Annotated in this window: 12 protein-coding genes; 10 read left to right on the top strand and 2 right to left on the bottom strand. The window is 65.3% G+C overall.

What is annotated here, in order from left to right; translation table 11 throughout:
• Positions 1-15 precede the first annotated feature (15 nt).
• A complete protein-coding gene (locus LGM56_RS23645; RefSeq protein WP_089495102.1) occupies positions 16-2,592 on the bottom strand; it encodes a [protein-PII] uridylyltransferase in 2,577 nt (858 codons plus the stop codon).
• A 44-nt stretch (positions 2,593-2,636) separates the two neighbouring features.
• Complete coding sequence (gene map, locus LGM56_RS23640) at positions 2,637-3,452, bottom strand: type I methionyl aminopeptidase (protein ID WP_226206902.1); 816 nt, start codon at positions 3,450-3,452, stop codon at positions 2,637-2,639.
• Between the two features lie 378 nt (positions 3,453-3,830).
• On the opposite strand from map, the gene rpsB reads away from it, so the two are divergent.
• The 10 genes from rpsB to LGM56_RS23590 all read left to right on the top strand — a co-directional run bounded on the left by rpsB (position 3,831) and on the right by LGM56_RS23590 (position 14,318).
• Positions 3,831-4,571, top strand: a complete 741-nt coding sequence (gene rpsB, locus LGM56_RS23635; RefSeq protein ID WP_006752149.1) for a 30S ribosomal protein S2 — start codon at positions 3,831-3,833, stop codon at positions 4,569-4,571.
• 162 nt (positions 4,572-4,733) lie between these two features.
• Positions 4,734-5,615 carry a translation elongation factor Ts gene (gene tsf, locus LGM56_RS23630; protein WP_089495101.1) on the top strand — a complete coding sequence of 294 codons (882 nt, stop codon included), beginning with the start codon at positions 4,734-4,736 and terminating at the stop codon, positions 5,613-5,615.
• A gap of 163 nt (positions 5,616-5,778) precedes the next feature.
• Entirely contained in the window at positions 5,779-6,492 is a 714-nt protein-coding gene (gene pyrH, locus LGM56_RS23625; RefSeq protein WP_011352459.1) for a UMP kinase, read from the top strand.
• Positions 6,493-6,583: 91 nt separating this feature from the next.
• The gene (gene frr / locus LGM56_RS23620) at positions 6,584-7,144 is read left to right on the top strand and encodes a ribosome recycling factor (protein WP_039342717.1); all 561 of its coding nucleotides are present in this window, start codon (positions 6,584-6,586) and stop codon (positions 7,142-7,144) included.
• A 49-nt stretch (positions 7,145-7,193) separates the two neighbouring features.
• Positions 7,194-7,976 (top strand): polyprenyl diphosphate synthase, encoded by a 783-nt coding sequence (gene uppS, locus LGM56_RS23615; protein WP_006478494.1) that lies wholly within the window; start codon positions 7,194-7,196, stop codon positions 7,974-7,976.
• Positions 7,970-8,791, top strand: coding sequence for a phosphatidate cytidylyltransferase (locus LGM56_RS23610; protein ID WP_124584573.1), 822 nt, complete (start codon positions 7,970-7,972; stop codon positions 8,789-8,791). The genes uppS and LGM56_RS23610 overlap by 7 nt, the downstream gene beginning before the upstream one ends.
• A 15-nt stretch (positions 8,792-8,806) precedes the next feature.
• Positions 8,807-10,003: a 1-deoxy-D-xylulose-5-phosphate reductoisomerase gene (locus LGM56_RS23605; RefSeq protein WP_089495099.1), complete on the top strand. Its 1,197-nt coding sequence runs from the start codon at positions 8,807-8,809 to the stop codon at positions 10,001-10,003.
• A gap of 11 nt (positions 10,004-10,014) precedes the next feature.
• Positions 10,015-11,385 carry an RIP metalloprotease RseP gene (gene rseP, locus LGM56_RS23600; RefSeq protein ID WP_089495098.1) on the top strand — a complete coding sequence of 457 codons (1,371 nt, stop codon included), beginning with the start codon at positions 10,015-10,017 and terminating at the stop codon, positions 11,383-11,385.
• A 61-nt stretch (positions 11,386-11,446) separates the two neighbouring features.
• A complete protein-coding gene (bamA, locus tag LGM56_RS23595; RefSeq protein WP_089473095.1) occupies positions 11,447-13,756 on the top strand; it encodes an outer membrane protein assembly factor BamA in 2,310 nt (769 codons plus the stop codon).
• Positions 13,757-13,820: 64 nt separating this feature from the next.
• Entirely contained in the window at positions 13,821-14,318 is a 498-nt protein-coding gene (locus tag LGM56_RS23590; protein ID WP_011352452.1) for an OmpH family outer membrane protein, read from the top strand.
• Positions 14,319-14,322: the final 4 nt, after the last annotated feature.

The following is a 14,322-nucleotide window of genomic DNA, read 5'->3' as shown; positions in this document are numbered from 1 at the left end:
AACGCTGGGATTCATTCAGACTGCGATCGCACGCAGCAATTCGGTTTCGAGCTGGATCTGCAGGCGGTTGTCGGACAGGCCGGCGCCCGCGAGCAGGAAGATGTCCTCGACGCGTTCGCCGAGCGTATTGATCCGCGCCGCGTGGACGCCGATCCGATGCTCGGCGAGTACGCGCGCGATCGAATAGAGAAGGCCTGGCCGGTCGTTGGCCGACACGGACAGGATGTAGTACTGGCCGCGTTCGTCGGCCCGCAGGTCGACGCGCGGCGTGATCGGAAACGTCCGGGACAGCCTCGACAGGCGGCCCTTGGACGGCTCCGGCAGCGGTGCGGTTTCGGTGAGTCGCGACGCGAGTTGCTGCTCGACGAGATTCGCGATGTCGCGATACCGCACGTCACGTTCGGTCTGCGTGACGATGAAGTTGTCGAGCGCATAGCCGTGCCGCGTCGTGCTGACGCGTGCGTCGAGCACCGACAGCCCGTTGCGGTCGAAATACGCGCAGATGCCCGCGAACAGGTCGGGGCGATCCTTCACGTATACGAGCACCTGCAGCGCGTCGCCGATCGGCGACGGCCGCGCGCGGACGATCGCGGTTTCGGCATTCACATGCCGGTACAGCACACGTGTCTGCCACGCGATGTCGGCCGCGTCGTGACGCAGGAAGAAGCCGACATCGAGCTGATCCCACAGCGCGCAATGCGCATCGTCGGGCACGGTCTCGAGACGCAGCAGCGCAAGCGCCTGCTCCTGCCGCGACTTCAGCTCCGAATGCGCGTCGGGGTTGGCCCCGCCGAGCACCGCGAGCGTGATGCGGTACAGATCCTCGAGCAGCTTGCCCTTCCACGTGTTCCACACCTTCGGGCTCGTGCCGCGGATATCGGCGACGGTCAGCAGGTACAGCGCGGTGAGGTACCGCTCGTTGCCGACGACTTCGGCGAAGCGCTTGATGACTTCCGGGTCGCTCGTGTCCTGCTTCTGCGCGACCTGGCTCATCGTCAGGTGATGCTGGACGAGCCACACGATCAGCGCTGCATCGTCGCCGGCAATGCCGTGCTCGCGGCAGAAGCGCCGCGCATCGGCCATCCCGAGCGTCGAGTGATCGCCGCCGCGGCCCTTCGCGATGTCGTGGAACAGTGCCGCGACATACAGCACCCACGGGCGCTCGAAGTTGCCGATCAACTGGCTGCAGAACGGATATTCGTGCGCGTGCTCGGCCACCGCGAAGCGGCGGATATTGCGCAACACCATCAAGATGTGCTGGTCGACCGTGTACACGTGGTACAGGTCGTGCTGCATCTGGCCGACGATGCGGCGGAAGTTCAGCAGGTAGCGGCCGAGCACGCTCGTCTGGTTCATCAACCGGAACGCGTGCGTGATTCCTTCGGGTTGCTGAAGGATCCGCATGAACGTGTCGCGGTTCTGCGGATCGCGGCGCCACGTGTTGTTCATGATCTCGCGCGAGTTGTACAGCGCGCGCAGCGTGCGGGCGGACAGGCCCTTCACGCCACGGGTCGTCTCGTACAACAGGAACGCTTCGAGGATCGCGTCGGGGTGGCGTTCGAACACGCCGTCGTCGACGATCTCGAGCATGCCCTGCTTTTCGACGAAGCGGTCGGGCGACAGCACGCGCGTGATGCCGCTCGTCGCGGGGAACAGCTGCGCCTCGATGTTCTGGATCAGGATCGTCGCGAGCTGCGTGACGGCTTTCGCGGCCCAGTAATAGCGGCGCATCAGCTGTTCGCTCGCGCGCTTGGCCTGCGTCGCCTGATAGCCGAAGCTCTCGGCGGCCTGCGTCTGCAGGTCGAACACGAGCATGTCCTGGCGGCGGCCGGCGATCACGTGCAGCCGCGCGCGCAGCGTTTTCAGGAAACCTTCGTTGCGGCGCAGCTCGCGCGCCTCGCGATCGGTGATGAGACCACGCGTGTCGAGCTCGCGCCAGCTGCTGCCGAAACCGGCCGCGCGCGCGATCCACAGGATCGTCTGCAGGTCGCGCAACCCGCCGGGGCTTTCCTTCACGTTCGGTTCGAGGCTGTAAGGCGTGTCCTGGAACTTCGCGTGGCGCTGGCGCATCTCGAGCACCTTCGCGGTGAAGAACGCGCGGGCGTCGAGCGCCTCGTGGTAGCGCACCGTGAAGCGTTCGAACAGCGCGGTGCTGCCGACGATGCGGCGCGCTTCCAGCAGCGAGGTCTGCACCGTGACGTCCTGCGACGCCTCCTCGATGCACTGCGCGACCGTGCGCACGCTGCTGCCGATCTCGAGGCCGAGATCCCACGCCATGCCGATGAAGCGCTCGATGCGCGCGTCGAGTGCCGGATCGTGCGCATCGGGCAGCAGCACGAGGATGTCGACGTCGGAATAGGGCGCGAGTTCGCCGCGCCCGTAGCCGCCGACGGCGACGAGCGCGAGCGTCGCGGGCAGCCCGCAGTCGTCCCACACGCGCTTCAGCGCTTCGTCGGTGAGTTTCGACAGCGCGTGCATCAGCGACGCGACGTTCGCCGCGCGGCGAAAGCGCTCGAGCATCTCCGCTTTGGCGGCCTTGAATTCGGCGCGCCGCGACAGCGCTTCGGGCGAGGGGGCTGCGTGAGCGCTCATGGGGGCCGTTCAGGTGCGGGTGGGGCGGGCTGGCGCGACGGCGCTCAGACGGCGGCGGCCGGTTGCGCGAACACCGGGCGCGCCGGCGTGCCGGCCGACACGGTCAGCACCTCGTAGCCGGTTTCGGCGACGAGCACCGTGTGCTCCCACTGCGCCGACAGGCTGCGGTCGCGCGTCTTGACCGTCCACTGGTCGGGCATCGTGCGGATGTCGCGCTTGCCGGCGTTGATCATCGGCTCGATCGTGAAGATCATCCCGGCCTTCAGTTCGATGCCGGTGCCCGGGCGGCCGTAGTGGACGACCTGCGGATCTTCGTGGAACACCGTGCCGATGCCGTGGCCGCAGTATTCGCGCACGACGCTGTAGCCCTGCGCTTCCGCGTGCTTCTGGATCGCGTAGCCGATGTCGCCGAGGTGCGCGCCGGGCTTGACCTGGTCGATGCCGAGCCACATGCATTCGTAGGTGGTCTGCACGAGGCGCTTCGCGAGGATCGAACCCTCGCCGACGATGAACATGCGGCTCGTGTCGCCGAAGTAGCCGTTCTTGATCACGGTGATGTCGATGTTCAGCGCATCGCCGTTCTTGATCACCTTCTCGCCGGGAATGCCGTGGCAGATCACGTCGTTGACCGAAATGCAGGTGGCCTTCGGGTACGGCGGGTAGCCGGGCGGCTGGTAGTTCAGCGGCGCCGGGATCGTGCCCTGTTCGTTGAGCATGAACTCGTGGCAGAGGCGGTCGAGTTCGGCGGTCGTGACGCCCGCGACGACGTGCGGCGTGATGAAGTCGAGCACTTCGCTCGCGAGACGGCAGGCGACGCGCATCTCGGCGATATCGTGTTCGTTTTTGAGCGTAATAGCCATCGAGGTATGCCTGGAATGCGGTGAATTGACGGATTATCGCACCTTCTGGCAGGCCTCGCAGCCCCTGCCGGCGGTGCGGATGCGGGTTTTCGCGGATTGTCCGGCCGGCTGCCGCGCGGCAAGCGAAAGAGGTGAGCGACTTGAGAGCGGACAAATCGGCGTGCTATACTCTTTGGCTAAGTCGATATCCAATTGCCGAGCTTGCCCCATGTTGGGGCGGCATGACGGATGGAAGGCTTGCGGCACGGGCGTTTGCACGTGCCGAATCGCAAGCCGGCGCAACCAGGGTGCCGGCCGCGCGGCATTCGCGCCCTTCGGGGTGGGATCGCGCGGCGGTACGGCGGCCGGCTTAAGACCCAACCCTCGTGGAGAATTTACATGGCAGTTACGATGCGCCAAATGCTGGAAGCGGGTGTCCACTTCGGTCACCAGACGCGCTTCTGGAACCCGAAGATGGCTCCGTTCATTTTCGGTCACCGCAACAAGATTCACATCATCAACCTCGAAAAGACGCTGCCGATGTTCACGGACGCACAGAAGTACGTGCGCCAGCTGGCAGCGAACCGCGGCACGATCCTGTTCGTCGGCACGAAGCGTCAATCGCGTGACACGATCGCCCAGGAAGCGCAGCGCGCAGGCATGCCGTTCGTCAACGCACGCTGGCTCGGCGGCATGATGACCAACTTCAAGACGCTGAAGGTATCGATCAAGCGCCTGAAGGACATGGAAGCGGCAGTCGAGGCAGGCGAGCTCGAAAAGATGAGCAAGAAGGAAGCGCTGCTGTTCGAACGCGAAATCGCCAAGCTGCAAAAGTCGATCGGCGGCGTGAAGGACATGGGCGGCATTCCGGACGCGATCTTCGTCGTCGACGTCGGCTACCACAAGATTGCTGTCACCGAAGCGAACAAGCTGGGCGTGCCGGTCATCGCCGTGGTCGATACGAACCACTCGCCGGAAGGTGTGGATTACGTGATCCCGGGTAACGACGACTCGAGCAAGGCAGTCGCGCTGTACGCTGAAGGCGTGGCCGATGCGATCCTCGAAGGCCGTGCGAACGCGGTCAACGAAGTGGTCCAGGCCGCACGCGGCGACGACGAGTACGTCGAGGAAAACGCGTAACTGGCCCCGAGCCGGCGCAAAAAGGGGGCTCTCAACAGGCCCCCTTTTTTTAAGCTTGTGCGCCGGACCTGATCGCGCCGAATCGGCGCGGGTCCGGAAACGAATCTCGGCCGTTCGCGTCCAAGCGGGCGGCGTTGTGAATACAGACTCAAGGAGCGAATGATGGCGGCAATTACCGCAAGCATGGTGGCAGAACTGCGCGCAAAGACCGACGCACCGATGATGGAGTGCAAGAAGGCGCTGACGGAAGCCGACGGCGATCTGGCCAAGGCTGAAGAGCTGCTGCGCGTCAAGCTCGGCAACAAGGCGAGCAAGGCGGCATCGCGCGTGACGGCAGAAGGCGTCGTCGCATCGTTCGTCGGCGGCAACGCAGGCTCGCTGGTCGAACTGAACTGCGAAACCGACTTCGTCGCGAAGAACGACGACTTCCTCGCATTCTCGAAGACGGTTGCAGAACTCGTCGCGACGCAAAACCCGGCCGACGTGGCTGCGCTGTCGGCGCTGCCGCTCGAAGGCTCGACGGTCGACGCAGTGCGTCTGGCGCTGGTCGGCAAGATCGGCGAGAACGTCTCGATCCGCCGTTTCGTCCGTTTCGAAACCGCGAACAAGATCGCAACGTACCTGCACGGCGCGCGTATCGGCGTGATCGTCGAGTACACGGGCGCGGAAGAGCAGGTCGGCAAGGACGTCGCGATGCACATCGCGGCAATGAAGCCGGTCGCGCTGTCGTCGGCCGACGTGCCGGCGGAACTGATCGAGACGGAACGCCGTGTGGCCGAGCAGAAGGCTGCGGAATCGGGCAAGCCGGCTGAAATCGTCGCGAAGATGGTCGACGGCAGCGTCCAGAAGTACCTGAAGGAAGTGTCGCTGCTGAACCAGACGTTCGTGAAGAACGACAAGCAGACGATCGAGCAGATGCTGAAGGCAGCGGATGCCGCAGTGCAGAAGTTCGCACTGTTCGTCGTCGGCGAAGGCATCGAGAAGCGCCAGGACGACTTCGCCGCCGAAGTGGCCGCGCAAGTCGCAGCAGCAAAGCAGCAGTAAGCCGTAAGCAGTCAGGCAGTATCCGCGGCGGGCGTCCGCTCCGCCGCGGTCGGCGCCGCCGCCGGCCGGCCGGGAAACCCGGTCCGACCGTCGGCGCTTGCCCGAATCAGTATTTCGCCCCTACAGTTCGTGGTTGTCATCCTCTCGTCGCTCGGAAGCCCCTATGTCCAATGCCTATAAACGCGTCCTCCTCAAACTCTCCGGCGAAGCGCTGATGGGCGACGATGCCTTCGGCATCAATCGCGCGACGATCGAACGGATGGTGGCCGATATCGCCGAAGTCGTGCGTCTCGGTACGCAGCTCGCGGTCGTGATCGGTGGCGGTAATATTTTCCGCGGTGTCGCGGGTGGCGCGGCCGGCATGGACCGCGCGACGGCAGACTACATGGGGATGCTCGCGACGATGATGAACGCGCTGGCGCTGCAGGACGCGATGCGCCACGCCGGCATCGAGGCGCGCGTGCAGTCCGCGCTGCGGATGGACCAGGTCGTCGAGCCGTACATCCGGCCCCGCGCGATCCGCCAGCTCGAGGAAGGCCGCGTCGTGATCTTCGCGGCCGGTACGGGCAACCCGTTCTTCACGACGGACACGGCCGCCGCGCTGCGCGGGTCGGAGGTGGGCGCCGAGGTCGTATTGAAGGCGACCAAGGTCGATGGCGTATATTCTGCCGATCCGAAGAAGGATCCGTCGGCCACGCGTTACACGACGATCACTTTCGACGAGGCGATCAGCCGCAACCTGCAGGTGATGGACGCGACGGCCTTTGCGCTGTGCCGCGACCAGAAGCTGCCGATTCGCGTGTTTTCGATCAACAAGCCGGGCGCGCTCAAGCGCATCGTGCTGGGCGAGGACGAAGGTACGCTCGTCCACGTGTAAACTCCCGCGGATGCGGGCCATCGGCCGCGGCGCACCCGATGCGCCGGGCAGGGCCCGTGTTCTTTGAAGGTTAGAAGGTTCGGAGGTTGAAATGAGTGTCGCTGATACCAAGAAGGGCGTCGAGCAAAAGATGCAGCGCTCGATCGAAGCGTTCAAGAACGATCTGGCAAAGATCCGTACGGGCCGTGCACACACCGGTCTGCTCGATCACGTGCAGGTCGACTACTACGGCTCGATGGTGCCGATCTCGCAGGTCGCCAACCTGACGCTCGTCGATGCGCGCACGATCGGCGTGCAGCCGTGGGAAAAGAACATGGTCGCGAAGGTCGAGAAGGCCATTCGCGAAGCCGACCTGGGCCTGAACCCGGCCACCGCCGGCGACCTGATCCGCGTGCCGATGCCCGCGCTGACGGAAGAGCGCCGCCGCGAGCTGACCAAGGTCGTCAAGAGCGAAGGCGAAACGGCCAAGGTCGCGATCCGCAACCTGCGCCGCGACGCGAACGAAGCGCTCAAGAAGCTCGTGAAGGACAAGGAAATCTCGGAAGACGACGAGCGCCGCGCGAGCGACGACGTGCAGAAGCTGACCGACAAGCACGTTGCCGAAATCGACAAGCTCGTGCAGAGCAAGGAAGCCGAGATCATGACGGTCTGACGACCGTCCTCGCGCGCCGCCTTCTTCCCGCATTACTGTCTCAACGGCCATGACCTATACCAGCTCTACCGTTCGCGTGCCTGACGTCGGCGTCGTGCCGCGTCACATCGCGATCATCATGGACGGCAACGGCCGTTGGGCGACCGAACGCCGCTTGCCGCGCGTCGCGGGGCACACCCGCGGCGTCGATGCCGTGCGGGCGGTGGTCGAAGGCTGCGCGCGCGCCGGCGTCGAGTACCTGACGCTGTTCGCGTTCAGTTCGGAGAACTGGCGCCGTCCGAACGACGAAGTGTCGTTCCTGATGCGCCTGTTCATCACCGCGCTCGAGCGCGAGGTCGGCAAGCTTCACGCGAACGGGATCCGCCTGCGTGTCGTCGGCGATCTCGACCGCTTCGAGCCGCGCATCCGCGAGCTGATTCGCCGCGCCGAAACCAAGACGGCGCGCAATACCCGTCTTACGCTCACCATCGCGGCCAACTACGGTGGCCGGTGGGACATCCTGCAGGCGACGAAGAAGCTCGTCGAGCAGGCCGTGCGCGAGGGTCGCGAGGTCGAAGTGACCGAGGACGCTTTCGCGCCGCACCTGGCGATGGCCTATGCGCCGGAGCCCGATCTCTTCATCCGTACCGGTGGCGAGCAGCGCGTCAGCAACTTCCTGCTGTGGCAACTCGCGTACGCCGAATTCTATTTCACCGACAAATACTGGCCGGATTTCGACGGCGCGGCGCTGGCCGACGCCATGGCGTCGTATACGGAGCGCGAGCGCCGTTTCGGCCGCACGAGCGCACAGCTCGAACCGCAATCGCAGAACGCCGACTCCCTTTCATGCTGAAAACCCGTGTGATCACGGCGATCGTGATGCTGGCGGTCCTGCTGCCGGTGACGCTGTTCGCGCCGCTCGCCGCGTTCGGCGCGCTGATCGGCGTCGTGCTCGTGTTTGCCGCGTGGGAATGGGCGCGCCTGCTCAAGCTCGGCGGCGCCGGCCCGGTCGTCTATGCAGTCGTCGCGGCGCTGGCGCTCGCGGCAACGGCGCCGCTCGGCGTCGATGCGGCATCGTCCCGTCCCCTTTTCATGGCAGCCGGCGTGTTCTGGCTGCTGGTCGGCCCGTTCACGCTGCGGCGCAAGCCGGCGCTCGCGGGCGGCGTATGGCGGCCGTTCCTGCTCGCGGCCGGCCTCGTGGTCTTCGCGGCCTGCTGGCATGCGCTCGTCGCGGCGCGTGCGCAGGGCGTACCGTTCGTGCTGTCGCTGCTTCTGGTCGTCTGGCTCGCCGATATCGGCGCATACTTCGCGGGCAAGGCCTTCGGAAAGCGTAAACTGGCCATCACGATCAGCCCCGGCAAGAGCTGGGAAGGCGCGATCGGTGGCTGGCTCGCCGTGATGGTCGTCGCCGGTGTCGCGATGACCGTGCATGCGTTCGAGCCGACCCTGTTTTCCGCGTTCGCCGTGCGCTACGGCATGCCCGGCGCATGGGCCGCACTGACGCTGCTGGTTGCATACAGCGTGATCGGCGACCTGTTCGAGTCGTTGCTGAAGCGGCAGGCGGGCGTGAAGGATTCGAGCGGACTGCTGCCAGGCCATGGCGGCGTGCTCGACCGTGTCGACGCGCTGCTGCCGGTGCTGCCGCTCGCGATGCTGCTGCTTGGTTAATCCACTCATTCTGTTATGCAAAAACGCCTGACATTGCTCGGTTCCACGGGCTCCATCGGAGACAGCACGCTCGACGTCGTCGCGCGCCATCCCGAGCGCTTCTCGGTCTATGCGCTGACCGCACACCGCAACGGCGACAAGCTGGTCGAGCAATGCCTGCGCTTCACGCCCGAGGTGGCGGTGGTGGGCGATGCCGAGACGGCCGCGCAGGTCGACGCGAAACTGCGCGCGGCGGGCAGCAAGACGACCGTGCTGCACGGGCCGCAGGCGCTCGTCGACGTGTCGAAGAGCGATGGCTGCGACACGGTGGTCGCGGCGATCGTCGGGGCGGCCGGCATGGCGCCGAGCCTCGCGGCCGCGCGCGCCGGCAAGCGCATCCTGCTCGCGAACAAGGAGGCGCTGGTGATGTCGGGCGCGATCTTCATGGACGCCGTGCGCGACCATGGCGCGATCCTGCTGCCGGTCGACAGCGAACACAACGCGATCTTCCAGTGCATGCCGCGCGACGCGGCCGAGCATGGCGGGATCTCGAAGATCATCCTCACCGCGTCGGGCGGCCCGTTCCGCACGCGCGAACCGGCCACGCTCGTCGATGTGACGCCGGACGAGGCGTGCAAGCACCCGAACTGGGTGATGGGCCGCAAGATCTCGGTCGATTCCGCGACGATGATGAACAAGGGCCTCGAGGTGATCGAGGCGCACTGGATCTTCGGGCTGCCGGGCGAGCGCATCGACGTGCTGATCCACCCGCAGAGCGTGATTCATTCGCTCGTGTCGTATCGCGACGGCTCGGTGCTCGCGCAGCTCGGCAACCCCGACATGCGCACGCCGATCGCGCACGCGCTCGCGTTCCCCGAGCGTGTCGATGCGGGCGTCGAACAACTCGATCTCGCGCAAATTGCCCAGCTGTCGTTCGAGAAGCCCGATTACGCGCGCTTCCCGTGTCTCGCGCTTGCGCTGAAGGCGCTCGAGGAAGGCGGCATCGCGAGCGCCGCATTGAACGCGGCGAACGAAGTCGCGGTCGAAGCGTTTCTCGAGCGCCGCATCGGCTTCATGGCGATTGCGGCGACGGTCGACGCCGTGCTCAACGCGCTGCCGAACCGTACGCCCGACGGGCTCGAGGATGTCCTGGCGGCGGATGCCGAGGCACGCCGCCTCGCCGCTGAGATCATTGCGAAAGCGCCTGCGCCACGCGTGGAGCGCACTGTCTGAATGGAGTGCTCATGAACGTGCTGGTCGAACTGATCGCGTTTGCGGTGGCGATCGGGGTGCTGGTCGTCGTGCATGAGTACGGACACTATCGCGTCGCGCGCTGGTGCGGCGTGAAGGTGCTGCGTTTCTCGATCGGCTTCGGCCAGCCCGTCGCGCGCTGGGTCAGCCGCAGGACAGGCACCGAGTGGACGCTGTCGGCGCTGCCGCTCGGCGGCTATGTGAAGATGCTCGACGAACGCGATCCCGGCCCCGGCATCGCGCCCGAGGAGCTCGGCCAGGCGTTCAACCGGCAGTCCGTCTACAAGCGCATCGCGATCGTTGCAGCCGGGCCGATTGCCAACTTCCTGTTGGCAATCGCGCTGTTTTCCGTCGTATTCGCCACCGGTGTAACCGAGCCGGCCGCGATCGTCGCACCGCCGGCCACCGGCACGGTGGCGGCGCGCGCGGGCTTCGACGGCAGCGAGCAGATCGTGTCGATCCGCAACGCGCAGGGCGGCGAGGCCGAGCCGGTGCGGTCGTGGTCGGACCTGCGCTGGAAGCTGCTGGCCGCTGCATTCGATCACCGCGAGATCGTGCTCGGCGCACGCGATGGCAACACGACGTTCGACTTCCGCGTCGACCTCCGCCATGTTCCCGAAAGTCAGCTCGACGACGATTTCATGGCCCATCTGGGCTTCGAGACCGGCGGCGGCACGCTGTCGGTCGCGTCGGTGCAGCCCGGCAGCGCGGCGGAGCAGGCGGGCCTGAAGACCGGCGACAAGCTGGTCGCGCTCGACGGCAAGCCGATCGGCGGCGCGTCACGCTTCATCGATTTCGTGAAACACCATGCGGGCAAGCCGCTCGACCTGCAGATCGAGCGCGACGGCGCCGCGCAGACGGTGTCGATCGTGCCGCAGATGCAGCGCGACGACGAATCGGGGCAGCAGGTCGGCCGCATCGGCGCGGCGCTGTCGATGCATGCGCCGTCCGTCGACGTGCGATATGGGCCGATCGAAAGCCTGCAGCTCGGCGCACACCGTACGTGGGACATCTCCGTGTATTCGCTGAAGATGTTCGGGCGCATGATCACGGGCAACGCATCGCTGAAGAACCTGTCCGGCCCGGTGACGATCGCGGACTACGCGGGCAAGAGTGCGCGGCTCGGTCCGTCGGCGTTCCTGTCGTTCCTCGCCCTTGTCAGCATTAGCCTTGGCGTCCTGAACTTGTTGCCGATTCCCGTTTTGGACGGGGGGCATCTGTTATATTATGCGGTTGAAGCCGCGACCGGGAAAGCCGTCTCGGAGCGCTGGCAGCTGATTCTGCAAAGAGCCGGGTTGATCTGCATCGTCGCATTGTCGGCGATCGCGCTGTTCAACGATCTGGCTCGGTTAATCCATTTCTGAAGCGTCAGGCGGCGGCCGCTGGGCAGCCGCCTGATTTGATGCAGCTAAATATTGGGGATGCATGTTGTTCAAACCTCATCGCTTTGTACCTAAGACAGTTGCAGCGGCCGCGCTCGCCGCGCACGGCCTCGCGGCCCATGCAGCGGCACCGTTCGTGGTGCAAGACATCAAGATCGAGGGGCTGCAGCGCGTCGAAGCGGGTTCGGTGTTCGCCTACCTGCCGATCAAGCAGGGCGATACCTTCACGGACGACAAGGCATCCGAAGCAATCCGCGCGCTGTACGCGACGGGCTTCTTCAACGACGTACGCATCGCCACGCAGGGCAACGTCGTGATCGTGCAGGTGCAGGAGCGTCCGGCCATCGCGTCGATCGACTTCACCGGCACGAAGGAGTTCGACAAGGACAACCTGACGAAGGCGCTGCGCGCAGTCGGCCTCGCCGACGGCCGCTACTACGACAAGGCGCTCGTCGACAAGGCGGAGCAGGAACTCAAGCGCCAGTACCTCACGCGCGGCTTCTACGCGGCCGAGGTCAAGACGACGGTCACGCCGGTCGACGCAAACCGCGTGTCGATCCTGTTCGCGGTGGCCGAAGGCCCGAGCGCGAAGATCCGCCAGATCAACTTCATCGGCAACAAGGCCTTCAGCACCAGCACGCTGCGCGACGAAATGCAGCTGTCGACGCCGAACTGGTTCTCCTGGTACACGAAGAACGACCTGTACTCGAAGGAAAAGCTCACCGGCGACCTCGAGGCGGTGCGTTCGTACTACCTGAACCGCGGCTATCTCGAGTTCAACATCGATTCGACCCAGGTGTCGATCTCGCCCGACAAGAAGGACATGTACCTGACGGTCACGCTGCACGAAGGCGAGCCGTACACGGTGTCGGGCATCAAGCTGTCGGGCAACCTGCTCGATCGCGAAGCCGAACTCAACAAGCTGATCAAGATCAAGCCGGGCGATCGCTTCTCGGCCGAAAAGCTGCAACAGACCACCAAGTCGATCGTCGACAAGCTCGGTGAGTACGGCTACGCATTCGCGACCGTCAACGCGCAGCCGGACATCGACCAGGCGAACCACAAGGTGAACCTGAACCTCGTCGTCGATCCGAGCCGCCGCGTGTACGTGCGCCGCATCAATGTCGTCGGCAACACGCGCACGCGCGACGAAGTGGTGCGCCGCGAAATGCGCCAGCTCGAAAGCTCGTGGTTCGATTCGAACCGCCTCGCGCTGTCGAAGGATCGCGTGAACCGTCTCGGCTACTTCACCAACGTCGACGTGACGACGCTGCCGGTCGAAGGCACGAACGACCAGGTCGACGTGAACGTGAAGGTCGACGAAAAGCCGACCGGCGCGATCACGCTGGGCGCCGGCTTCTCGTCGACGGACAAGGTCGTGCTGTCGGCGGGGGTGTCGCAGGACAACGTGTTCGGTTCGGGTACCAGCCTGTCGGTGAACGTCAACACCGCGAAGAGCTACCGTACGCTGACCGTCACGCAGGTCGACCCGTACTTCACGGTCGACGGCATCAAGCGGATCACGGACGTCTACTACCGCACGTACCAGCCGCTCTACTATTCGACGAGCTCGAGCTTCCGGATCATCAGCGCGGGCGGCAACCTGAAGTTCGGCATCCCGTTCTCGGAAGTCGACACCGTCTACTTCGGCGCGGGCTTCGAGCAGAACCGTCTCGACGTCGATTCGAACACGCCGCAGAGCTACCAGGATTACGTGAACCAGTTCGGCCGCGTGTCGAACACGGTGCCGCTGACGGTCGCGTGGTCGCGCGACGCGCGTGACAGCGCGCTGATTCCTAGCCGCGGCTACTTCACGCAGGCGAACATGGAGTACGGCGTGCCGGTCGGCAAGATCCAGTACTACAAGGCCGACCTGCAGGCCCAGTACTACTATTCGTTCTCGCGCGGCTTCATCCTGGGCCTGAACCTGCAAGGCGGCTACGGTAACGGTATCGGCAACCCGTACCCGATCTTCAAGAACTACTACGCGGGCGGTATCGGCTCCGTGCGTGGCTACGAGCCGAGCTCGCTGGGCCCGCGCGACACGAAGACGAACGACCCGATCGGCGGTTCGAAGATGGTCGTCGGCAACATCGAGCTGACGTTCCCGCTGCCGGGCACGGGCTACGACCGCACGCTGCGCGTGTTCACGTTCCTCGACGGCGGTAACGTGTGGGGCAACGCACCGGGCGGCACGAGTACGGGCGCCAACGGCCTGCGTTACGGCTACGGTGTGGGTCTCGCGTGGATCTCGCCGATCGGCCCGCTGAAGCTGAGCCTCGGGTTCCCGCTGCAGAAGCACGAAGGCGACCAGTACCAGAAATTCCAGTTCCAGATCGGGACGGCGTTCTGATCGAACGCATGACAACAGCAACGAGAGGGTAATTTTGCTAACCGGTAAGTTTTCGAAACGAGTGATGTGCGCGCTGACCGTTGCGCTGGCCTTGGGCGCGGCAACGGTGCACGCACAGGACGTCGCCCGCATCGCGGCGGTCAATTCGGATCGGATCCTGCGCGAGTCGGTGCCCGCGAAGGCGGCGCAGACGAAGCTCGAAGCCGAGTTCGCGAAGCGCGACAAGGATCTGCAGGATCTGGCGGCGCGCCTGAAGTCGATGTCCGATTCGCTGGACAAGAACGGCGCGTCGCTGTCGGCGGCCGACCGCGCGCAGAAGCAGCGTGACCTCGCCCAGCTCGACACCGACTTTCAGCGCAAGCAGCGCGAGTTCCGCGAAGACCTGAACCAGCGCCGCAACGAGGAGCTGGCGGCCGTGCTCGAGCGGGCGAACAAGGTCATCAAGCAGATCGCCGAGCAGCAGAATTACGACCTGATCGTGCAGGAAGCCGTGTACGTCAGCCCGCGCATCGACATCACCGACAAGGTGCTCAAGGCGCTCGCGTCCGGCTCGACGAACTGAACGG

The sequence above is a fragment of the Burkholderia sp. AU38729 genome, from assembly GCF_020419725.1.
In the GTDB taxonomy this organism is placed as follows: domain Bacteria; phylum Pseudomonadota; class Gammaproteobacteria; order Burkholderiales; family Burkholderiaceae; genus Burkholderia.
The sequence above is the reverse complement of the archived record's forward strand: the minus strand, read 5'-3'. Positions and strand labels throughout refer to the sequence as shown.